This is a genomic window from Streptomyces sp. NA04227, from assembly GCF_013364195.1.
GTDB lineage: Bacteria > Actinomycetota > Actinomycetes > Streptomycetales > Streptomycetaceae > Streptomyces.
On the sequence record NZ_CP054918.1, the window covers coordinates 489456 to 512690 of the forward strand.

Here is a 23235-nt window from a genome sequence, read left to right on the forward strand (position 1 = left end):
GGTGCGTCCGTGAGCGAGATCGACCTGTCCCGCCTCTCGGCGGACGAGAAGCGGGCCCTGCTCGCGCAGCGCCTGCGCGAGAAGAAGCGCAAGAAGCAGCCGCCGAAGCGGCGGCGCTTCCCGGCGTCCTTCTCGCAGGCCACGATGTGGTTCCTGGACCAGCTCTCGCCGGGCAACGCCATGAACAACATCCCCGGCGCCCTGCGGATGCACGGCACCTTGGACCTGGACGCCTGGCAGCGCAGTTGCGCGCATCTGGTGCGGCGGCACGAGTCCCTGCGTACCACCTTCGAAGAGGTGGACGGCGAGCCGATGCAGGTGATCGCCGACAGCGGCGAGCCCGAGTACGGCGTCGTCGACTGCGCACACCTGCGCGGCCCCGAGGGCGAGCCGGGCCTGCGCGCCCTGGCGCAGGAGGAGTTCGCGCGCCCCTTCGACCTCGGCAAGGGCCCGCTGCTGCGCATCAAGGTGCTGCGTCTGAGCGAGGACGAGCACGTCCTGCTCCTGACGATCCACCACATCGTGGGCGACCTGTGGTCCACCTCGGTCGCCTTCACCGAGATCATCTCCTGCTACGCGGCGTACACCGCGGGCCGCGAGCCCGAACTGCCGGAGCTGTCCGTGCAGTACGCGGACTACTCGGCCTGGCACCGCGGCCGCATCGAGGGCGAGAGTGCCCAGGCGGACCTCGCGTACTGGAAGCAGGCCCTGGCGGGCGCGGCACCGCTCCTCGAACTGCCCACGGACCGGCCGCGTCCGCCGGTGCAGAACAACCGGGGCTCCTCGCTGCCGTTCACGCTGTCGAAGGCGGCGACCGAGGGGCTGCGCGAGCTGAGCCGCCGCGAGGGCACGACGCCGTTCATGACGGTGCTCGCCGCCTTCAAGGTGCTGATGTACCGCTACAGCCGGCAGGAGGACGTGGTCGTCGGCGTGCCGGTGGCCAACCGGACCCGCCGCGAGGTCGAGCCGCTGATCGGCCTGTTCACCAATGTGATCGCGCTGCGCACCGAGGTCGCCGGAACCGCCTCGTTCCGGGAACTCCTCGGCCGCGTACGGCAGGTGTGTCTGGACGGCTTCGCACACCAGGAGCTGCCCTTCGACCGGCTGGTGGCGGAGCTGCACCCGGAGCGGGACCTCTCGCGGACCCCGGTGTTCCAGGTGTCGTTCATGTTCCAGAACATCCCGCTGCCCGAGTTCGACGGCATCGGGCTGCGCCTGGAGCCGCTGACCGTGGAGAGCGGCACCGCCCGCTTCGACCTCGAACTCCAGGTCTTCGACCGGCCCGAGGGCCTGGACGGCTGGTTCGAGTACAACACCGACCTGTTCGACCGGGGGACCGTCGAGCGGATGGCCCGCCACCTGGGCCTCCTCGTCGAGGCGATCCTCGCCGACCCGGACCGTCCGCTGGCCGCCCTCGGGATGCTCGACGGCGACGAGGCGAAGCTGCTGAGCCAGTGGAACGACACCCGCCGCGAGTGGACCGGCCTCCTCCGGGCCCACCGCCGCTTCACCGAACAGGCTGCCCGCACACCGGACGCCGAGGCACTGGTCACCGCCGCGGGCTCCCTGTCGTACGCCGAACTGGACCGCCGTTCGGACCAGTTGGCGCACCGGCTGCGCCGTGCCGGTGCCGGGCGCGGGGTTCTGGTCGGGATCTGCATGGAGCGGACGGCCGAGATGGTCGTCTCGCTGCTCGCGGTGCTCAAGTCCGGTGCCGCGTACGTGCCGATGGACCCGGGCTTCCCGCCGGACCGGATCTCCTACACCCTCACCGACTCCGGTCTGAAGGTGCTGCTCACCCAGCGGTCCGTACTCGACGAGCTGGGCGAGGTCACCGCCGAGACCCTGTGCGTGGATGAACTCGCTGCCGAACTGGCGGCCGAACCGGTCGGGGAACTGCCCGACGAGGCCGGTCCCGACGACCTCGCCTATGTCATCTACACCTCGGGTTCCACCGGCCGTCCCAAGGGCGTGGAGATCGAGCACCGGGCGCTCGGCAACTTCCTGCACGCGATGAAGGAGCGCCCGGGCATCGAGCCGGGCGACACCCTGTTCGCGGTGACCACCCTGGCCTTCGACATCTCGGTGCTCGAACTGATGCTGCCGCTGGTCGAGGGCGCCCGGGTGGTGCTGTGCGACCGTGGGACGGCGGCCGACGGCGAACGGCTCGCCGCCGCACTCTCCGAGTCCGGCGCGAACCTGATGCAGGCCACGCCCGCCACCTGGCGGATGCTCCTGGACGCGGGCTGGCGCGGGGGCGAGGGCTTCACGGTGCTCGCCGGCGGCGAGGCCCTGCCCGCCGAACTGGCCGGGCGGCTGCTCGCCACCGGCGTACAGCTCTGGAACATGTACGGGCCGACCGAGACCACCATCTGGTCGTCGGTGGCGCGCGTCGGCCACGGCCCCGTCACCATCGGCGAGCCGATCGCCAACACCGAACTGCTGGTCCTGGACGACGCCGGAGCCCTCGCTCCGCTCGGCGTGCCCGGTGAGCTGTGCATCGGCGGCGACGGACTGGCCCGCGGCTATCTGGGCCGCCCCGAGCTGACCACCGAGCGGTTCGTGCCGCACCCGTTCCCCTCCCGTCCGGGCGAACGCCTGTACCGCACGGGCGACTTGGTACGGCGCCGGGGCGACGGCAGCATCGAGTTCCTGGGCCGCCTGGACCACCAGGTGAAGCTGCGCGGCTACCGGATCGAGCTCGGCGAGATCGAGTCGGTGCTCGCTCAGCAGGACAGTGTCGACAACGCCGTGGTCCTGGTCCGCGAGGACACTCCCGGCGATCAGCGCCTGGTGGCGTATGTGATCCCGGACGATTCGGCGCCGCCCGCGCCCACCCAGGACACCGCGCCCGAGGTCGTGGACGCCTGGAGCGGCATCTGGTCCCAGGCCTACGAGGCTCAGGAGGACGGCCGGGAGGTCGACCCCACCTTCGACATCCGGGGCTGGGGCAGCAGTTACACCGACGGGCGGATCCCGGCCGAGGAGATGCGCGAGTGGGTGGAGCACACCGCCTCCCTCGTCCTCGATCTGCGCCCGCGCTCGGTCCTGGACATCGGCTGCGGCACCGGTCTGCTCCTGTACCGCGCGGCACCGCACTGCGAGCGGTACTGGGGGCTGGACGTCAGCCCGACCGCCGTACAGCGGCTGCGTACCGGGACCCGCACGCCCGAACGAGGCCTGGACCAGGTCGAGTTGTTCGAGTGCCCGGCGCACGGCGTCGGTGAGCTGCCGGAGCAGAAGTTCGACGTGGTCGTGCTGAACTCGGTGGTGCAGTACTTCTCCGACGAGAACTATCTGCTCGGCGTGCTCGAAAGCGCCCTGGAGCGGGTGGCGCCGGGCGGCAGCCTGGTCGTCGGCGACGTACGCAGCCTGCCGTTGCTGGGCTCCTTCCATGCCTCGGTGCAGCTCTTCCGCGCCGAGGAGTCGCTGACCGCCGACCGGCTCGCCGAACGCGTCCGCGTCGGCGTCGAGGACGACGCGGAACTGGTCATCGACCCGGCGCTGTTCGGCACCCTGGCCGCCCGGCATCCCTCGGTCACCGGTGTCCGCATGGAGCCCAAGCGGGGCCGTTTCGACAACGAGATGAGCGGCTTCCGCTACGACGTGGTCCTCACCGTCGCGGGCGAAGCGGCGGCGGCCGAGCCGACCTGGCTCGACTGGTCCGAGGAGGACCTGGACCTCGGTTCCCTGCGCTCCCGGCTGACCGGCGCAGGCTCCGAGGTGCTCGCGGTGCGCGGCGTGCCCAACGCGCGACTGCGCCCGGTGCACCATCTGATACGCAGGCTGGACGAGGCCCCCGGGCACACCGTCGCCGAACTGCGCGCGGAACTCGCCGCGTTGCCCGAGGACGGCTCCGTCCACCCGGACGACCTGCGCGACCTCGCCGCCGAGGCGGGCTACGCGGTCGACCTCGACTGGTCGGCGCACACCGAACAGGGCCTGCTGAGCGCCGTGTTCCGGCGCCTGGGCGAGGACGGAACGCCGGTCGCCGCGCCCGCGACCACCGGCACCGGACGCTGGGCCGCGGACGGCCCGGTGCGCTGGGGCTCCTTCGTCAACGGGACCGACCGGCGTCTCGCCGCCGCGCTCACGCCCGAACTGCGCACCGCCCTGCGGGAGAAGCTGCCCGAGTACATGGTGCCCTCGGCGTATGTGTTCCTGGCGAGCCTGCCGCTGACCCCGAACGGCAAGATCGACCGCAAGGCGCTGCCCGCGCCCGACGGCGCCCGTGCCGATCTGCGCACGGCCTACGTGGCGCCGCGTAACTCCGCCGAGGAGAAGCTGTGCGAGTTGTTCGCGCAGGTTCTGGTGGTGCCCCGGGTGGGCATCAACGACGGCTTCTTCGAGCTCGGCGGTCACTCGCTGCTCGCCACCCGGCTGATCTCGCAGATCCGTTCGGCCTTCGGTGTGGAGCTCCAGGTCCGCGCGCTGTTCCAGGCACCGACCGTGGCCGGGCTCGCCCGGCGGCTCGACCAGGGCGCCGGCGCCCGGCCCGCGCTGAAGCCCGCGGCCAGGCCCGAGGCGCTTCCGCTGTCCTTCTCGCAGCGACGGCTGTGGTTCCTGCACCAGCTCGAAGGCCCCTCGGCCACCTACAACATCCCGGTCGCGCTGCGTCTTTCGGGCACGCTCGACACCGAGGCCCTGCGTGCGGCGCTGGCCGATGTGGTCGCCCGGCACGAGGCCCTGCGGACCGTCTTCCCCGACGAGGCGGGCGTGCCCCGCCAGGACGTCCTGCCGGCCGAGCGCGCGGCGGTGCCGTTCGCCGTCACCGACACGACGGCAGCCGACCTCGACGCGGCGGTGGCCCGCGAGGCCGCCCACACCATCGAGCTGACCACCGAAATCCCCTTGTACGCCCATCTGTTGAGGTTGTCGGACCAGGAGCACGTACTTGTGCTTGTGGTCCATCACATCGCCGCCGACGGCTGGTCGCTGGCCCCGCTCGCCCGGGACGTGGCCGAGGCGTACACCGCGCGGCACGCGGGCCGGGCGCCGCAGTGGCGGCAACTGCCCGTGCAGTACGCCGACTTCGCGCTGTGGCAGCGGGAGCTGCTCGGCGAGGCCGGGGACCCGGGCAGTGTCCTCACCGGCCAACTGGACTACTGGAAGAAGGCGTTGGCCGAGCTGCCGGAGCGGATCGCGCTTCCGGCCGACCGCCCGCACCCGGCGCGGGCGAGCCACCGCGGCCGTACGCTCCCCTTCACCTGGGGCACCGAACTGCACCGCGGCATCGCCGCCCTGGCGCGCGCCGCGGACGCCAGCCCGTTCATGGTCGTGCACGCGGCGCTCGCCGCGCTGTTGAGCAGGCTCGGTGGCGGTACGGACATCCCGCTGGGCGCCGCCGTCGCGGGCCGTACCGACGAGGCGACCGAGGAACTGGTCGGCTTCTTCGTCAACACACTGGTCCTGCGGGTGGACACCGCGGGCGACCCCCGGTTCACCGAGCTGGTGGCCCGGGTGCGCGAACGCTCTCTGGACGCCTACGAGCACCAGGACGTGCCCTTCGAGTATCTGGTGGACGCGCTCAACCCGAGCCGCTCACCCGCCCATCACCCGCTGTTCCAGGTACTGCTCGCCTGGCAGAACACCCCCGAGGCGGCCCCCGCGCTACCCGGACTGCAGGTCAGCCCGCTGCTCGCGGCGACCGGCACCACGCGGATGGACCTGTCGTTCGCCCTGGACGAGCGCACCGGTCCGCAGGGTGTCCCGGCCGGGGTGGAAGGCACCGTCGAGTTCAACACGGACGTCTTTGACGCCTCCACCGTCGAGGAACTGCTGCGGCGTCTGGAGCGGCTGCTTCGCGCGGTGGTCGCGGCGCCCGAGCAGCGGCTCGGCGAGATCGAGCTGCTCTCGGAGGCCGAACGGCAGCGCGTGCTGGGCGAGTTCAATGACACCGGCGCCGAGGAGCCCGCGGCGAGCACCCTGCCGAGGATGTTCGCGGAGCAGGCGGCCCGTACGCCCGGGGCGCCCGCGCTGATCACCGCGGAGGGCACGACCGCATTCGCCGAGCTGGACGCGGCGGCGAACCGGCTTGGCCGGCTGCTGCTCGCACGGGGCGCGGGCCCGGGCCGTATCGTCGCGGTCTCGCTGCCGCGCTCGGCACGGCTGGTCACCGCACTGCTCGCGGTGGCCAAGACGGGTGCGGCCTATCTGCCGGTGGACCCCGCCTATCCGGCCGAGCGCATCCGGTTCATGCTGGAGGACGCGGCTCCCGCGCTTCTGCTCACCTCGGGCCCCGGCCCGCAGGAGCCCGCCGCGCTCGCCCGGCTCGACCTCGACGACCCGGCGCACCGCACGGAGCTCGCCGCCTTCCCCGACACGGCCCTCGGCGACGACGAACGGGGCGGGGCGATCGTGCCCGAGGACCCGGCGTACGTCATCTACACCTCCGGTTCCACCGGCACCCCGAAGGGTGTGCTCGTTGCGCACACCGGCATCCCGAGCCTGGTGGCCGGGCAGTCCGAGCGTTTCGCGGTCGGCGCGGGCGACCGGATGCTGCACTTCGCCTCCCCCAGCTTCGACGCCTCGGTGGCCGAGATCTGCGTGGCGCTGCTCTCCGGGGCCGCGCTCGTCCTCGCCCCCAAGGACGAGTTGCTGCCGGGCGAGCCGCTGGCCCGGACCCTGGAGCGGTTCGGGGTGACCCATGTGACGCTGCCGCCCTCGGCGCTCGCCACGATGCAACCGGCCCAGCTGCCGCCCGCCATGACCCTGATCACCGCGGGCGAGGCCCTCCCGGCCGAGCTGGCCGCGGTCTTCGCACCGGGCCGTCGCATGATCAACGCCTACGGCCCGACCGAGACGACGGTCTGCGCCACCATGAGTGAGCCGCTGTCCGGCAGCGGTACGCCCTCGATCGGGCGGCCCATCACCGGCGCCCGGGTGCGGGTGCTCGACGAGTGGCTGCGGCCCGTACCGGTGGGCGTGCAGGGCGAGTTGTACGTCGCGGGCGCGGGTGTGGCACTCGGCTATCTGCACCGGCCCGAGCTGACCGCACAGCGTTTCGTGCCGGACCCGTTCGGGGCACCGGACGCGCGCATGTACCGCACCGGCGACCTGGTCCGCTGGCGCGCGGACGGACAGCTCGACTACCTCGGCCGGATCGACGACCAGGTCAAGATCCGCGGCTTCCGTATCGAGCCCGGCGAGATCGAGGCCGCGGTCCTCGCCCACCCGGGCGTCGCGCAGGCGGCGGTGACGGTCCGCGAGGACCGGCCCGGCGACAAGCGCCTGGTCGCGTACATGGTGCCCCGCGAGGGCACCACCACCGCCGACGTCCGCGCCGCCCTCACCGAGCGGCTGCCCGCCCATATGGTGCCCTCCGCCCTGGTCTCGCTCACCGCTCTGCCGCTCACCCCGAACGGCAAGATCGACCGCAAGGCGCTGCCCGCGCCGGAGGTGTCGCGCGGCGACCTGGACGAGCCGTACACCGCCCCCCGGGACGAGACGGAACGCTCCCTGGCCGAGATCTGGCAGCGCCTGCTCGGCGTCGCCCAGGTCGGCGTGCACGACAACTTCTTCCACCTGGGCGGCCATTCACTGCTTGCCACCCAGCTCACGGCGCAGATCGGGGCGGCGCACGGCATACGGGTCCCGGTACGGGAGCTGTTCGACCATCCGACCGTGGCGGCGCTCGCGGCGCGCGTCACGGCGCGGCTGGCCGAGGGCGGCGAGTCCCACGAGGTCATCCCGGCGGCGGACCGCTCCGCGGGCATCGCCCTGTCGTTCTCGCAGGACGATCTGCTGCTGCGGCTGCCGATGGACTCCGGCGACCCGTTCCACAACGTCCTGGTCGCCCTCGAACTCACCGGCGCACTGGACGAGTCGGCCCTGCACCGCGCCCTGGAACGGATCGCGGCGCGGCACGAGGCGCTGCGCACCCGGATCACCGAGCAGGACGGACGCCATCTCCAGCACGTCGTCGAGGAAGCCGCCTGGCCGCTGGAGACGGTGGACCTGAAGGACCTCGACGAGAAGGCCCGGACCGCCGAACTGGCCTCCCGGCTGGGCGCGTTGGAGAAGTACTCCTTCCGTATCGACGCGGAGCCGATGATGCGCGCCGCCCTGCTGCGGATGGCACCGAAGCGCACCGTCCTCGCCGTCCTCGTGCACCACCTGGTCACCGACAACTGGTCCTACGGCCTGCTCTTCGAGGAACTGCGGGAGCTGTACGCCGCGGAGGTCCAGGGCCGCCCGGCCGAACTGCCCGAACTACCCGTGCAGTACCCGGACTTCGCGGCCTGGCAGAAGCGGCAGCTCGCGGACGGCGCCCTGGACGGGCAGCTCGACCACTGGCGGGAGCGGCTGCGCGACCTGCCGCCGACGGTGGCCCTCAAGGCGCCCGAGGATCCGGCCGCGGCCCGGGCCGAAGGGTCCACCGCGGGCTTCCGGATCGACGCCACGACCGCCGCCGCGCTGTCCGCGCTCGCCCAACGCGAGGGCGCCACGCTGTACATGGTCCTGATGGCGGCGTTCGACGTCCTGCTCTCCGCCTCCTCGCAGCGGGTCGTCGACAGCACGACCGGGCAGCCCGCGTTCGCCGACGACATCGTGGTGTCGCTGCCCTCCGCGGGCCGCGAACACCCCGCGACGGAACACCTGATCGGCTTCTTCGTCGGACACCTGCTGGTCCGCACGGACCTCTCCGGCGACCCGTCGTTCACCGAACTGGTCGGCCGGGTACGGGCGGAGACACTCGGCGCCTACGCCCACCAGGGCGTGCCGCTGTGGGCGTACGACTGGGCACGGCGGGACGGGCACGACCCCTTCCGGGTCTCCTTCAACCTGCTCAACGCCACGGTTCCACAAGTGCGGTTGCACGGTCTGCGGGCGGCGCCTCTGGACCTGTCGCTCGGCGACGACTACGTCTTCTCCGAGGTGGTGGTCAACATGGACGCCTCCGCGGTCGACCTCGCCCTCATCATGCGTGAGGACGCCGACGGCGGGCTGCGCGGCATGTGGCTGTACTCCACCGAGCAGTTCGACCCGCGTGCGCTCGCGGCCCTGATGGACCGCTGGACCCCCCTGCTCGCCACGATCGCCGCCGATCCCGGGCGGGGCGTCGACGCCCTGCGCACGGAGTCGCTCGCGGCGCCGGACCCGACCGCCGGGGGTACGTCATGACCCGTGCGGTGGCGGCGATCCGGGCCGCCGAGGTGGGCACGGACGACACGTTCCGGCTCTTCTGCTTCCCGTACGCGGGTGGGAACGCCACGGCGTACCGCACGCTCAGGGAGGCGGCGGGGCCCGGCCTGACCGTGTGCCCGGTGGAACTGCCGGGCCGCGGCAGGCGCCGGGCCGAGGAGCCGCTGAACCTGATGCGGCCCCTGGTCCGCAGGCTCGCCGACGATCTGGCGGCGGACCTGGACCGGCCGTTCGCGTTCTTCGGGCACAGTCTGGGCGGGCTGATCGCCTTCGAACTCGCCCGCGAGCTGCGCGACCGTGGCGCCCCCGTGCCAGAGCAGCTGTTCCTGTCGGCGATCGCCCCGCCGCAGACCGACCGGGGCCCCGCGCACACGCACACCGCCGACGACGCGCAGATCAAGGAGCGGCTGCGGGCACTGGGCGGCACTCCGCCCGAACTCCTCGCGGACGCCCGGATGATGGCGCTCGTCCTGCCGGTCGTGCGGGCCGACCACTCGGTGCTCGAACGCTACGAGTACCGCGAACTCCCCCCGCTGGACATGCCGTTCACGCTGATCGCGGCCACCGACGACCCGGTGGCACCGCCCGCCGAACTCGGCGGCTGGCGACGGCACTCGGCGCGGGGAACCCGGCAACGCCTCTTCTCGGGCGGCCACTTCTTCCTCGACCGGTCGGCGGCCGAGGTGATGCGGACGGTCGAGCACAGTCTGGGGCTTCTGCGGCGGACACACGCCGCGGCGGGCCCGTCGTACACGACAAGCCGAATGAGTCAGGAGTGATGACCGTGCAAGCCACCGAAGACGTCACCAGCGGGATCGGGCTGCTGCGCATCGACCACGTCGGCATGGCGGTGCCCGACCTCGACGAGGCGATCGGCTTCTACGAGCGTGTGTTCGGCATGCGCTGCACGCACGTGGAGGAGAACGAGGAACAGGGCGTGCGCGAGGCCATGATGGCGGTCGGCCCCGACGACAACGGCAGCCGCATCCAGCTCCTCGCGCCGCTCGCGCCCGGTTCGATGATCGCCCGGTTCCTCGACAAGAGCGGTCCCGGTGTCCAGCAGGTCGCGTACACGGTCAAGGACATCGACGCCGCCTGTGCCGAACTGCGCGCCCGGGGCCTGCGCCTGCTCTACAACACCCCGAAGCGGGGCACGGCCGGTTCCCGGGTCAACTTCGTCTTCCCCACCGACGCGGGCGGCGTGCTCCTGGAACTCGTCGAACCCGCCGGGATCTGACCCGATGCGGAACCCGATCCCACCGGCCCCCACCGGGCACACCCCCCACCGTACGGAAGGACGTTTATGACCACGGCACCCGTGCTGTGCGGGCTGGGGACCTGGCTGCCCCCACGCGCCGTCAGCAACGAGGACCTCACCACGGAGCTCGACACCTCGGACGAGTGGATCCGCTCGCGCACCGGTATCGGTGTGCGGCACATCGCCGATCCCGGCACCGCCACCTCGGACCTCGCCGTCGAGGCCGGGCGGCGGGCGCTGAAGTCCGCCGGTGTCGAGAAAGTGGACGCCGTGGTCCTGGCGACCACCACCCCGGACCAGCCCTGCCCGGCGACCGCGCCCCTGGTGGCCGCGCAGCTCGGGCTTGGCCAGGTGCCCGCGTTCGACGTGGGCGCGGTGTGCACCGGTTTCCTGTACGCGACGACCGCGGCCAGCGGTCTGATCGCGCTCGGCTCGGCGCGCACCGTCCTGGTGATCGGCTCCGACGTGTACTCGCGCATCCTCGACCCCACGGACCGCTCGACCCGGGTGATCTTCGGGGACGGGGCCGGGGCCGTGGTGCTGCGGGCGGGCGAGCCGGACGAGCCCGGTGCGCTCGGCCGGGCCCAGCTCGGCAGCGACGGCACCGGAGCCGATCTGGTGTCCATCCGCTCCGGCGGCTCGCGCGAGCCGCTGCGCGCGGAGAACGCCGCCGAGGCGGACCCGTACTTCCGGATGAACGGCAAGTCGGTGTTCCGCAACGCCGTCGAGCGGATGGCCGACACCTCCCGTGCGGTCGCCCAGGAGGCGGGCTGGGCCGTCGACGACATCGATCACCTGGTGGCGCACCAGGCCAACCTGCGCATCCTGCGTGCGGTGGCCGACCGCTTGAAGCTGCCTCACGAACGCTGCCCCGTCCATCTGGACCGGGTCGGCAACACCGCCGCGGCCTCGCTCCCGCTGGCCCTCGCCGACGCCGTCGAGTCGGGGCGGCTGCGCCCCGGGGACCGCACCGTCCTGACGGCATTCGGCGGCGGGCTCACCTGGGGCGCCTGTGCGCTGCGGTGGCCCGAGATCCATCCCTACTAGAGCCAACCACCCACCGGACCACGCGTCCGCCGCACCACCGTCCCCAAGACCGCCACCCCCCTGTGATCCCTGAGGAGAACGACATGAGCAGCACGTACGACCGTCTGGTGACCCTGCTGGCCGAGGGTTTCGGAATCGAGCCCGAGGAGGTCCAGCCCGAGACCACCTTCGCCGATCTGGACCTCGACTCGCTGGCCCTGGTCGAGCTCACCCTGGCCGCACAGGAGGAGTTCGGCATCTCCCTCGGCGACGAGGACCTGCACGCCACCAACTCGATGGCACAGACCGTGGACGTACTGGAATCCAAGACGGTGGCCCTCTGATGCCGCCGGCGGACATCCCACCATTCGAGGCGGCCATCACCGGCATCGGCATGGTGACCTCGGCCGGTATCGGCACCGAGACCTCCTGGGAGAACATCCGCGCCGCGGAGGGCACCGCCGCCGCGCGGCTGCCCGCCCTGGAGGGCATCCCGGCCGATGTCGCGTGCGGCATACCGGACTTCGACGCCGCGAAGATCATCGGCCGCCGCAAGGCCTGGCGTCTGGACCGCAACGCCCAGCTCGCCCTGGCCTCGGCGGCCGAGGCGATCGCCGACTCGGGTCTGGACTGGCAGTCCTGGGACGGGGCGCGCGTCGGCGTCATCATGGGCACCGGCGTCGGCGGCACCGCGACCTGGGAGAAGCAGGTCCAGGTCCGTCTCGAGAAGGGCCCCGAGAAGGTCTCGGCGATGCTGGTCCCGTCGCTGATCGTCAACATGACGTCGGGCCACATCGCCATGGAGTACGGGGCCCGCGGCCCGAACTTCGTGACCGCCTCGGCCTGCGCCTCCGGCACCTCGGCCCTCGGCGCGGCCCGTGATCTGCTGCGCAACGGCACCTGCGACATCGTGATCGCCGGTGGCGCCGAGGCGGCCCTGTCACCGACGCTCATCGCCGGTTTCGACCAGATGGGCACACTGTCCCGCCGCCGCGACGAACCGACCGCCGCCTCCCGGCCGTTCGACGTGGACCGGGACGGCTTCGTACCCGCCGAGGGTGCGGCCGTGCTCATCCTCGAACACCCGGAGCACGCCCGGGCCCGAGGTGCCCGTATCCGCGCGAACATCCGCGGCTACGGCGCCTCGGCCGACGCCTACAACGCGACAGCGCCGGACCCCGAGGGCGCCGGTGCGGAACTGGCCCTGCGGGCGGCGCTGCGCGACGCGGGCGTCACCCCGCAGGAGGTCGGCCACGTCAACGCCCATGGCACGTCGACCAAGCTGAACGACCTGACGGAGAGCAAGATGATCCGCCGGGTCCTCGGCGACCACCCTGCCGTCACCTCGGTGAAGGGGGTGACGGGCCATGCCCTCGGCGCGGCGGGGGCGATCGAGGCCGCGGTCACCGCGCTGACCCTGGAGTCGGGGCAGATCCCGCCGACCGCCAATCTCGAGAGCCTGGATCCCGAGATCGAACTGGACGTCGTCGCCAAGGCCCCGCGCACCGCGGGCGTCGAGGTGGCCGTCAGCAACTCGTTCGGGTTCGGCGGACAGAACGCGATTCTGCTCATGACCCGGGCGTGACATCCCGGCGGAGTGCCTTATCCGCGTCGGCCGGAGGGATTTCCCTCCGGCCGACGCTGCGTTCGGGGCGGGGCGCTGCGGCGCGCGGGCCGGTACGGGTGCGGCGGCGTACCGGCCGCCTCAGCCCGTGACGATTCCCATCACGAGGTTGATGGTGGTGGCCAGGATCCCGGCACCGAACACATAGGACAGCAGGCAGTGCCGCAGGGCCACGGCCCGGATCGTGGGACTGGAGACGTCGGTGTCGGAGACCTGGTAGGTCATGCCGAGGTTGTAACTGAAGTAGAGGAAGTCGCTGTAGCGCGGCGGGACTTCGGTGTTGAAGTCGATCCCCCTGCCCGGCGGCAGGTAGTACAGATACGCGTACCGGGTGGCGTACATCAGGTGGAGCGCCGCCCAGGCCATGAAGACTCCGCACAGCGCGGTGGCCGCCGCCGCGTGACTCAGCTCCGTGTCACCGGCGAGCAGCATCACGACGATGCCGACCAGACCGCATACGGCGGCCGAGACGACCACGAGTTCCTCCAGTACCGGCCGGAACTCCTCGCGGCGGATGTTGCGGTGCGTGCTCTCGGCGTCCATGGGCCACAGCACGAGCCATCCCGCCACCACGAAGAGCGTCTCGGCCGCGGCGATCCCGGCGAGAGCCCCCAGCGGCGCGCTGGTGCACAGCCCCACGACCGCGCCGGCCACCGCCCCGAGGAGCGCCGCCCCGACGAGCCGGGGAACGGCGTTGAGCACCGACCAGTGGTTCATGGAGCGCCCTCGGGGGTGATGCCGCGATGGCGGACGGTGGGTGGCGGGTGGCGAAGCACCTGACAGGAGCGGCGTCAGCGTAAGCGCGCGGGCGTCCCGTCGCAGCGCGGAGCGAGGGGCATGGGCCCAGGGTTCGGGCTCCGGGATCGTGCGCCGCACGTCGGCCCCGCGGTGGACCGAATGGCAGGCCCGCACCGGCGGAAATACCCTGCCCGAAATGTCGTATCGCCGTCTCACGCCCGCACGGCGGAGGGGTTGAGAACCTTGAGCGCCACCACTGACGAGCAGGAACCCGCAGAGCCGCGAGAACCGCGCGAGGACCCGGCCGCGCAGAAGGGCCCGGAGTTCCGCCCGTATCACCACCCGGCCGCCGGTTGGGGCGCGGCCAACAGCGTGACCCGGTTCCTGGTGCGGGAGGGCGCGCTGGTCGACGGCCCCCGGGCGATCATGCGGATGAACCACGAGAACACCGGCTTCGACTGCCCGGGCTGCGCCTGGCCGGACGACACCAAGGGCCTGCACCTGGACATCTGCGAGAACGGCATCAAGCACGTCACCTGGGAGATGACGCGCAAGCGGGTCGGACGCGAGTTCTTCGCCGCCCATTCGGTGACGGAACTGTCCGGGTGGAGCGACCACGACCTGGAGAACCAAGGCCGCCTGACCGAGCCGATGGTCTACGACCCCGGCTCGGACCACTATGTGCCGATCAGCTGGAAGGAAGCCTTCGCGCTGGTCGGCAGCGCCCTGCGCGAACTCGACAGCCCCGACCGTGCCGCGTTCTACACCTCGGGCCGCCTCGGCAACGAGGCCACCTTCCTCTACCAGCTGATGGCCCGCGAACTGGGCACGAACAACCTCCCCGACTGCTCCAACATGTGCCACGAGGCCAGCGGCCGCGCCCTCGAGGCCGCCCTCGGCACCGGCAAGGGCACCGTCGACCTCGAGGACTGGGAAACCGCCGACGCGCTCTTCATCATCGGAGTCAACGCCGCCTCCAACGCGCCCCGGATGCTGACCGCCCTGACCGAGGCGTACCGGCGCGGCGCGCGGATCGTGCACATCAACCCGCTCGTCGAGGCCGCGGCCACCCGTGCCATCGTCCCGCACGACTTCCGGGACATGGCCTTCCTGCGGACGACCCCGACGAGCACCCTGAACCTCCAGGTGCGCATCGGCGGTGACATGGCCCTGCTACGCGGCATGGCCAAGGCGGTCATCGCACACTCGACGAGCGATCCCAAGGCCCTGGACCGGGAGTTCATCGATCGTCACACGGCCGGATTCGCGGAGTACCGCGCGCTGTGCGAGGCCACACCGTGGGAGGAGATCGAGCGCCAGTCGGGGCTCTCCCGCGCCGACATCCTGGACGCGGCACGCGTGTACGAGGAGGCCGACCGCAGCATCGTCAGCTGGTGCCTGGGCGTCACCCAGCACGAGCACGGCGTCGACACCGTACGGGAGATCGTCAACCTCCTGCTGCTCCGCGGCAATCTGGGCCGCGAGGGCGCGGGCCCCTCCCCGGTGCGCGGACACAGCAATGTGCAGGGCAACCGCACCTGCGGCATCGACCACCGTCCCGCCGCGGAGTTCCTGGACCGTCTCGCCGGGGTCTGCGGGATCGACCCGCCCCGTACGCACGGTCTGGACACGGTCGGCACCATCGAGGCGATGCACCGCGGCGAGGTGAAGGTCTTTGTCGGCATGGGCGGCAACTTCGCCCTCGCGGCGCCCGATACGCCCGCCACGTACGCGGCGCTGCGCTCGTGCGACCTGACGGTCCAGGTGAGCACCAAGCTGAACCGCAGCCATCTCGTCCACGGCCGCCGGGCCCTCATCCTGCCGTGCCTCGGCCGTACCGAGAAGGACCATCAGCGCAAGGGCGTCCAGAGCACCTCGGTCGAGGACTCGATGAGCATGGTCCACCTGTCGATCGGCATGAAGCGCCCCGCCTCGCCCCACCTGTTGTCGGAACCCGCGATCGTCGCGGGCATGGCACGCGCCGCCCTGCCCGACAGCACCACCCCCTGGCAGTGGTACATCGAGGACTACGACCGCATCCGCGACACCATGTCCCAAGTCCTGGACGGCTTCGAGGACTTCAACCGCCGCGTCCGTCTCCCTCTCGGCTTCCGCATCAAGCAACCGGCCCGCGAACTGGTCTTCCTCACCCCCACCGGCCGCGCCGAGTTCTCCACCGCCACCCTGCCCGACGTCATCCCCGCCCCCGGCACCCTGGCGCTGGGCACCATGCGCTCGCACGACCAGTGGAACACCACCATCTACTCCGACAACGACCGCTACCGCGGCATCAAGAACCTGCGCACCCTCGTCTTCATGAACCCCTCCGACATGCGCACCCACGGCATCGCCGACCTGGCCCCCGTCGACATCACCAGCACCGCGAAGGACGGCACCCAACGCACCCTCAACGGCTACCTCGCCGTCCCGTACGACATCCCGCGCGGGTGCGCGGCCGGGTACATGCCGGAGATGAACGTGCTGTGCGCGCTGAGCGACTACAGCACGCAGAGCGATCAGCCGATCATGAAGCATGTACGGGTGCGGATCAGGCCTGCTTCGTGAGATCTGTTTCGGTCACCCCAGGAAGCTCAGCCGCACCTGGCGCTCCCGATTGTCGACGTTCGTATCCACCAGGCACACCGACTGCCAAGTCCCCAACTGAAGCCGCCCGCCCAACACGGGCAGCGTGGCATGCGGCGGCACGATCGCCGGGAGTACGTGGTCCCGGCCGTGGCCCGCGCTGCCGTGGCGGTGCTGCCAGCGGTCGTCGGCGGGGAGCAGGGAGTGCAGGGCGGCGAGCAGGTCGTCGTCGCTGCCCGCGCCCGTTTCGATCAGGGCGATTCCGGCTGTGGCGTGCGGGACGAAGACGTTGAGCAGGCCGTCCCGGCCCTCGGCCGCGTCCGCGAGGAAGCGTTCGCACTCGGCCGTGATGTCCACGACGGACTCGCGGCCGCCCGTGGTGAGGTTCAGGACTTGGGAAGTGAAGGCATCGGACATGGGCCCATCCTCACGTACGGGGGTGGCGGCACGGCGGACCCGACGCGACGAGAGAGAAAGTCGGTGTCAGACCCCCCTGTCACGATCGGCGCATGGGATTTTTCGACGATTTGGTACTGCCCGAGGAACCACCCGCCGAGCGAGACGAGTTGGTGCGCCTGGGGCCGTTGCGGGAGGACCCGGACTGTCCTTCGCCTCCCCTCGACTGGTTCGTTCCGGCTCGGTTGCCGCAGGTCGAGTTACTCGGCGCGGGTCCGGAAACGAGGGTGCTGTTGACGGGGTGGTCCGTCTGGCCGCGGTCGGTGACCGTACATCTGGCGGTCTTTCGCAAGGTGCGCAGGCAGCGGATGGGGCGGAGGCAGTCCGGGCTCCGGGTGGGTCTGCGATTCTCCGACGGGCGGCGGGTGACCTCGCTGGATGCCACCGTGACCCGGAGGGTGGAGATCAGCGGGGTGCAAGGTCCGGCGGCCGCCTGGCCCCAGACAGAGCAGGCCACAGGTCTGATACCGCTCGATCCCGGGCTTCACCATTCCAGCCGATCGCTGTTCAAGACCGATGTCGACCTGTATCTGGCGGAGTTGCCTCCCGCCGGTCCCGCACAACTCGTTCTCGAATGGCCGGACGAGGGCATCGTCGAGACCCGAACCACGGTCGACATGAACGCACTTCACTCCGCTGCCACGCAGGTGCACGAGGTGTGGCCCGGAATCGAGCAGCCGGATCCCTCGCGCCAGCCCGAACGGTTCGGCTTCATCGAGACCGGAGGTCCGCCCGATCTCCTGGCACCGCCGTTGAGCAGGGATCAGCGTGAGGAACTGCGTCGTCAGGAGAAAGCGCGCGAACGCTATGTGCCTCGGGCCGACTGGGAGGGGATGGTCTACGGGGACTGGAACGACGACCGTCTCGTCCGGGCGAGGCTGGCGGGCGGCGCATCGCCCAACTCCCGTGCCGGGTGGCGGGCCGCGAACCCACTGCATGCGGCAGCCGAACAAGGCACGGCGCAAACCGTCCGTACTCTCCTGGCGCACCGCGCCGACGTGGACGCGCTCGACGACGAAGCGCACACTGCGTTGTGGTACGCCGCGTGCGGCAGTGACGAGGGCATCGTACGTGCGCTGATCGACGCCGGAGCGGATGTGTGGACGCCCCAGGCCGGGCCCTGGTCACCGGGGCGGCTGCTGCTCACCACACCGATGGCGCGGCTCCTCGCGGATGTGCCCGGGGCTGTCGAGCTGCCCGCCGAGGAGGCTCGGGCGTTCCGTGAGGCGGACCGGCTCATCGCGGCCTTCGGCGAGGAGGAGATATGGACCGAAGGGCTCGGCATCACGTTCGTGTCGAACCTGAGCGAGGACGAGGTGATCCGGCGACTCGGCGGTGACCCGGGGCAGTGCCCGAAGGTCGGTCCAGATCAGTCCCCGTTCGATCCCGAGGACTACGAGGCGTCCCTGGACTACGTCGGGGTGTCAGGCCTCGCCGGTGCCCCGGGCGGCTGCGTGATCGTTCAGGACGGGTACATGCCGAGCGACGAGGCCGTACTGAGAGCGATATCGCCGGGCAGCACCGCCTACGGGATCTACTTCAACCCCAAGGGCGGAACATTCGGCACCCTGGCCCGCGACGGTGAAATCGTCGAGCACGAGGAAATCGGCCTCTGGGCAGACGCGACGGGCCCTGCCGCCCCCTGGCATTTCCGGTTCTGGCAGCACGATCACCCGTTCCCCCACGGCGCCAACTGTCTGGCCTACGCCTGTGCCGCGGCCGGAATGCGGATCGACGACGGTCGTGCGGCGGTCGACCGGGAGGCTCCGCAGCGGTGGGTGCTGCTGCCTGCCGCACTCCGGGACTGACGCGTCGCGGTCGCTCGCATCGCGGTACGACCGCCCGGGAAGATCCGGACCTCGGACGCCGTTGTGGTGACGCGTGAGCACCAACACGAGCGGTACCGGTACGGACGGCGGCCCTGAGGCGCCGGGTGCGCCGCGGGAGACGGACGTGGTCGTGGTGGGCGCCGGGCAGGCAGGGCTGTCCGCCGCCCACCATCTGCACCGCAGCGGATTCGAGCCGGGAGCCGGATTCGTGGTGCTCGACCACGCACCGGCGCCGGGCGGTGCCTGGCAGTTCCGCTGGCCCTCGCTCACCTTCTCCAAGGTGCACGGCCTGCACGCACTGCCCGGTAGGGAACTGACCGGAGTCGACCCCGCACGGCCCGCGTCCGAGGTCGTCGGCGACTACTTCGCCGCTTACGAGCGCGCTTTCGCCCTGCGGGTGCAGCGCCCGGTCGAGGTGCGTGCGGTACGCGAGGGCGAGGCGGGGCGGCTCCTGGTGGAGTCCTCGGCGGGGCCCTGGTCGGCGCGTGCCCTGATCAACGCGACGGGCACCTGGGACAAGCCGTTCTGGCCCCGTTACCCGGGGCAGGACACCTTTCGCGGACGACAGCTCCACACGGCGCAGTACCGCGGGCCGGAGGAGTTCGCGGGGCTGCGGGTCGTGGTCGTGGGCGGGGGCGCCTCGGGCTCGCAGCACCTGATGGAGCTCGCCCCGTACGCGGCGGCCACGACCTGGGTGACGCGCAGGCCCCCGGTGTTCCGCGAGGCGCCTTTCGACCAGGAGAGCGGGCGGGCCGCCGTCGCGATGGTGGAGGAGCGGGTCCGCGCGGGGCTGCCGCCGCGCAGTGTGGTCTCGGTGACCGGCCTGCCGCTCACGGACGCCGTCCGCCGGGCTCGTGCGGACGGGATCCTGGTGGCACGGCCCATGTTCGAAAGGATCACCGCGGACGGGGTGCGGTGGCAGGACGGCAGCACCGTGCGCGCGGACGTCATTCTGTGGGCGACCGGTTTCCGGGCCGCCATCGACCACCTCGCGCCGCTGCGGCTGCGCGAACCGGGCGGCGGGATCCGGCTCGACGGCACCCGTTCCGTGGCCGATCCCCGTATCCATCTCGTCGGATACGGACCGTCCGCGAGCACCATCGGCGCCAACCGGGCCGGTCGCGCGGCCGTACGCGATATCCGACGGCTTCTGGGCCGACGCACTCCCGCGTTGGCCTCCGGCTGAGCCACGGGCTCGGAGGTCGTCGGGCCGGACAGCCCCGCCGGCTCCTCAGGTCACTCCGCCCGCTCCGCGGCCGCCGCCTCGCGGTTGCGGTTGAACTCCGCGACGTTGCGCCGCTGTTCGCGGTAGTCGGCGGTGAAGCGGGTGTCGCCCGGCTTGACGGTCACGAAGTACAGCCAGTCACCCGGGGTGGGGTTGAGCGCCGCCCGCATCGCCTCCTCACCGGGATTGGCGATGGGTGTGGGCGGCAGCCCCATCCGCGCGTAGGTGTTGTAGGGGCTCTTGGCCTTGGTGTCACGTGTGGTGGTGTCCAGGACGCTGCGTCCCAGTGCGTAGTTGAGCGTGGAGTCCATCTGCAGCGGCAAGCCGTGGTCGAGCCGGTTGTAGATGACGCGGGCGACCTTGCCCATGTCGGCGCGCTCGGCCGCCTCCGCCTGAACCATGCTGGCGATGGTGACGGTCTGGTAGAGATTGACCGCGTTGCGCTCCGCTCCCGCCGTCAATTCCTCGCCGTTGAAACGCTCGTTGGCGGTGTTGACCATGAACGAGAGCAGTTCAGCGGGGGTGGTCTCCTCGTCTAGGGGATACGTGGCGGGGAACAGGTAACCCTCGGGATTACCGCCCGCGTCACTCGGCAGCTTCAGCCGTGCCGAGCCCCTCGCCTTCCTCGTCGTCCCCGGTTCCACGCCCAGCGCCTCGTCCACCGCCGCGTACACCTGACCGGAACGCCATCCCTCGGGAATGGTGAGACTGTCCGAGCGTCCCGATCCGCCGGAGAGGAGAACTGGCAGGAGCACCGCGGCCGTTGTGGCGAGGAGCCCGAGTGTGAGGATCAGGAGACGGCCACGGCGCGTCAGCCGTACCGGTCTTCTGCGGGCCCGTCGCCGCGTCTGGGTCTGCATGCGGGAAAAATAGCGCGCCTATCGCCCCATTTTGGACATTTCCTTACGATACGGTCTCCAATTGCGCGTCCCGGCGCACGAGCGCGGCGTAACGCCCGTCCCTGGCGAGCAGTTCCTCGTGCGTGCCCCGCTCACAGATCCGCCCTTTGTCCATGACCAGGATCTGGTCGGCACCGCGAACCGTGGAGAGCCGATGGGCGATGGTGAGCGTGGTGCGGTGGGCGGACAACTCGTCGATGGCCTCCTGCACCGCGCGTTCGGTACGGGTGTCCAGCGCGCTGGTGGCTTCGTCCAGGATCAGGACCGGAGGGTCGCGCAGGATGGTGCGAGCCAGGGCGAGCCGCTGCTTCTCCCCACCGGAGAAGCGGTGCCCCCGCTCGCCGACCACGGTCTCGTACCCCTCGGGCAGGGCGGCGATGTGCTCGTGGATCTGCGCGGCGCGCGCGGCAGCCACCAACTCCTCCTCGGTGGCCCCGGGCTTGGCGAAGCGCAGATTGTCGGCCACCGACGCGTGGAACAGGTAGGTCTCCTGGGCCACCACGCCGACGGCCCGGGCGAGGGTGTCGAAGTCCAGGTCCCGTACGTCCACGCCGTCCAGGGTGACGCGACCGCCGGTGACGTCGTAGAGGCGGGGCACGAGTTGGCTCAGCGTGGACTTGCCCGAGCCGGTGGCGCCCACCACGGCGACACTGGACCCCGCGGGAACCTGGACGTCGATCCCGCGCAGGGTGGACTCGGGTGCTCCCTCATAGCCGAACTCGACGTTCTCGAAGGCGAGTTGCCCCTTCACGCGGTCGAGGTGGACGGGGTTCTCGCGCTCGGTGATGTCGATCGGCAGGTCGAGGTACTCGAAGATGCGCTGGAACAGGGCGAGCGAGGTCTGAATCTGCACCCCGGTCGAGAGCAGGCTCACCGCCGGGCGGAACATGCCCTGCTGGAGCGAGACGAAGGCGACGAGCGTGCCGAGCGAGACGGCGGGGCCACCGAACGCGGCGGCGACACCGGCGGTCCAGTAGATCACCGCGGGCATCGCGGCCATGACGATGGTGATGACGGCCATCCGCCAGCGCCCTGCCATGTTGGACTTCACTTCGAGCCCGACCAGCCGCTCGGACTCCTCGGCGAAGGACGCGGTCAGCGAGTCGGCTCGCCCCATGGTGCGTCCGAGCAGAATGCCGCTGACGGACAGCGACTCGGTGACGGTCGCGGCCATCGCCGCCATCTGCTTCTGCCGCTCCGTCGCGATCTTCTTGCGCTCCCGGCCCACGCGTCTGCTGATCGCGACGAACGCCGGCAGCAGGAGCAGCGAGACGACGGTGAGCCGCCAGTCCAGCGCGAGCATGGCGACCACGGTGGCCACGACGCTGGTGACATTCGAGACCAGCGAGGTGGCCGTGGAAGTGACGGTGGCCTGCATACCGCCGATGTCGTTCGCGATGCGCGACTGGACCTCGCCGGTGCGGGTGCGCGTGAAGAAGGCGAGCGACATGCGCTGCAGGCGCTCGTAGACCGCCGTGCGCAGATCGTGCATGACGCGCTGGCCGACCGTGGTGGAGATCAGCGTCTGCGCGACGCCGAAGACGCTGGTCATCACCGCACTGAGGATCATCCCGAGGGCCAGCAGGCTCAGCAGGCCGGTTCTGCCCTGCGGGATCGCGGTGTCGAGGATTTCCTTCAGCAGAAAGGGGGTGGCCACCGAGACCAGCGAGGACGCGCAGACCAGGAGACCGACGACCGCCAGGCGGCCACGGTAGGGCCTGAACAGCCGCAGGATCCGCCGGACCTGGCGTGGTTCCTGCTCCGCCTTCGCAGACGGCGACCAGGTGGATTCGTCGTGACGCATGGGCTCCTACGGATATGGGTCGGGTACGCCGGGACGGCGCCTGTCGATGCGCCCGCCGGTGAAGGCCCTTCGCACTCCACCGACGGCAGCACGAAGAGCCTAGCTCATTGTTACCTAAGCTCACAATGAACTGCGTCCTGATATCCTCCGGCCATGACCTCCGGCTCTTCTCCCACGGACGACGGACTGCTCGCCGAGCAGTTGCTCAGGCTCACCCGCCGCATGCAGCGCGTCCAGAAACGCCATCTCCAGGAGTCGGGCACAGGGATCACCCCGGCGCAGTCCCGCCTGCTCAGGACGCTCGCCCACTACGACGAGCCACCGCGCATGGCCGATCTCGCCGAACGGCTGGAGGTGGTTCCGCGGGCGATCACGACCCTGGTGGACGGCCTGGAGGAGCGCCACATGGTGCGCCGCGCGCCGGATCCGACCAACCGGCGCGTGGTACGTATCGAGCTCACCGACGAGGGCCGGGCCGCGCTGCGTGCCCTGCGCAAGGCACGGCGTGCGGCGGCCGCCGACATCCTCGCCCCGCTGGACACCCGGCAGCGCGAGACCCTCGGCGACCTGCTGACCGCCCTGTTCCACAGCGAGATTCCGCACCGGCACGACCACGAACGCCCCTGCTGACGGCGCGCCACCGCATCGG

The 23235-nt window shown here is 71.3% G+C and carries 14 protein-coding genes; 10 read left to right on the top strand and 4 right to left on the bottom strand.

The features are described 5' to 3' along the window. The first annotated feature begins 9 nt into the window (after positions 1 to 9). The 6 genes from HUT18_RS01760 to HUT18_RS01785 all read left to right on the top strand — a co-directional run bounded on the left by HUT18_RS01760 (position 10) and on the right by HUT18_RS01785 (position 13013). Complete coding sequence (locus HUT18_RS01760) at positions 10 to 9123, top strand: non-ribosomal peptide synthetase (protein WP_176097153.1); 9114 nt, start codon at positions 10 to 12, stop codon at positions 9121 to 9123. Continuing rightward, positions 9120 to 9923 (top strand): thioesterase II family protein, encoded by an 804-nt coding sequence (locus HUT18_RS01765; RefSeq protein WP_176097155.1) that lies wholly within the window; start codon positions 9120 to 9122, stop codon positions 9921 to 9923. The genes HUT18_RS01760 and HUT18_RS01765 overlap by 4 nt, the downstream gene beginning before the upstream one ends. A 5-nt stretch (positions 9924 to 9928) precedes the next feature. Further along, a complete protein-coding gene (gene mce, locus HUT18_RS01770) occupies positions 9929 to 10381 on the top strand; it encodes a methylmalonyl-CoA epimerase (RefSeq protein WP_217710457.1) in 453 nt (150 codons plus the stop codon). Between the two features lie 66 nt (positions 10382 to 10447). Next, entirely contained in the window at positions 10448 to 11449 is a 1002-nt protein-coding gene (locus HUT18_RS01775) for a beta-ketoacyl-ACP synthase III (RefSeq protein ID WP_176097158.1), read from the top strand. 83 nt (positions 11450 to 11532) lie between these two features. Then, the gene (locus HUT18_RS01780; RefSeq protein WP_176097160.1) at positions 11533 to 11772 is read left to right on the top strand and encodes an acyl carrier protein; all 240 of its coding nucleotides are present in this window, start codon (positions 11533 to 11535) and stop codon (positions 11770 to 11772) included. Next, complete coding sequence (locus HUT18_RS01785) at positions 11772 to 13013, top strand: beta-ketoacyl synthase (protein ID WP_176097162.1); 1242 nt, start codon at positions 11772 to 11774, stop codon at positions 13011 to 13013. Before HUT18_RS01780 ends, HUT18_RS01785 begins: the two co-directional genes overlap by 1 nt. A gap of 120 nt (positions 13014 to 13133) precedes the next feature. Here the strand turns inward: HUT18_RS01785 and HUT18_RS01790 are convergent, their stop codons facing one another. Next, positions 13134 to 13769, bottom strand: coding sequence for a DUF1345 domain-containing protein (locus HUT18_RS01790; protein ID WP_176097164.1), 636 nt, complete (start codon positions 13767 to 13769; stop codon positions 13134 to 13136). 264 nt (positions 13770 to 14033) lie between these two features. On the opposite strand from HUT18_RS01790, the gene HUT18_RS01795 reads away from it, so the two are divergent. Further along, complete coding sequence (locus HUT18_RS01795) at positions 14034 to 16355, top strand: FdhF/YdeP family oxidoreductase (protein ID WP_303246529.1); 2322 nt, start codon at positions 14034 to 14036, stop codon at positions 16353 to 16355. A gap of 12 nt (positions 16356 to 16367) precedes the next feature. Here the strand turns inward: HUT18_RS01795 and HUT18_RS01800 are convergent, their stop codons facing one another. Next, positions 16368 to 16790, bottom strand: coding sequence for a secondary thiamine-phosphate synthase enzyme YjbQ (locus tag HUT18_RS01800; protein ID WP_176097168.1), 423 nt, complete (start codon positions 16788 to 16790; stop codon positions 16368 to 16370). A gap of 302 nt (positions 16791 to 17092) precedes the next feature. Between HUT18_RS01800 and HUT18_RS01805 the strand changes: the two genes are divergently transcribed. After that, on the top strand, positions 17093 to 18637 hold the full coding sequence (locus tag HUT18_RS01805) for an ankyrin repeat domain-containing protein (protein ID WP_254878385.1): 1545 nt from the start codon (positions 17093 to 17095) through the stop codon (positions 18635 to 18637). Positions 18638 to 18710: 73 nt separating this feature from the next. Then, positions 18711 to 19844 carry an NAD(P)-binding domain-containing protein gene (locus tag HUT18_RS01810; protein WP_176097171.1) on the top strand — a complete coding sequence of 378 codons (1134 nt, stop codon included), beginning with the start codon at positions 18711 to 18713 and terminating at the stop codon, positions 19842 to 19844. 50 nt (positions 19845 to 19894) lie between these two features. Here the strand turns inward: HUT18_RS01810 and mltG are convergent, their stop codons facing one another. Further along, positions 19895 to 20743 carry an endolytic transglycosylase MltG gene (mltG, locus tag HUT18_RS01815; RefSeq protein ID WP_176097173.1) on the bottom strand — a complete coding sequence of 283 codons (849 nt, stop codon included), beginning with the start codon at positions 20741 to 20743 and terminating at the stop codon, positions 19895 to 19897. A 43-nt stretch (positions 20744 to 20786) separates the two neighbouring features. Beyond that, the gene (locus HUT18_RS01820; protein WP_176097175.1) at positions 20787 to 22586 is read right to left on the bottom strand and encodes an ABC transporter ATP-binding protein; all 1800 of its coding nucleotides are present in this window, start codon (positions 22584 to 22586) and stop codon (positions 20787 to 20789) included. Between the two features lie 153 nt (positions 22587 to 22739). Between HUT18_RS01820 and HUT18_RS01825 the strand changes: the two genes are divergently transcribed. After that, the gene (locus HUT18_RS01825) at positions 22740 to 23216 is read left to right on the top strand and encodes a MarR family winged helix-turn-helix transcriptional regulator (RefSeq protein ID WP_176097177.1); all 477 of its coding nucleotides are present in this window, start codon (positions 22740 to 22742) and stop codon (positions 23214 to 23216) included. Positions 23217 to 23235: the final 19 nt, after the last annotated feature.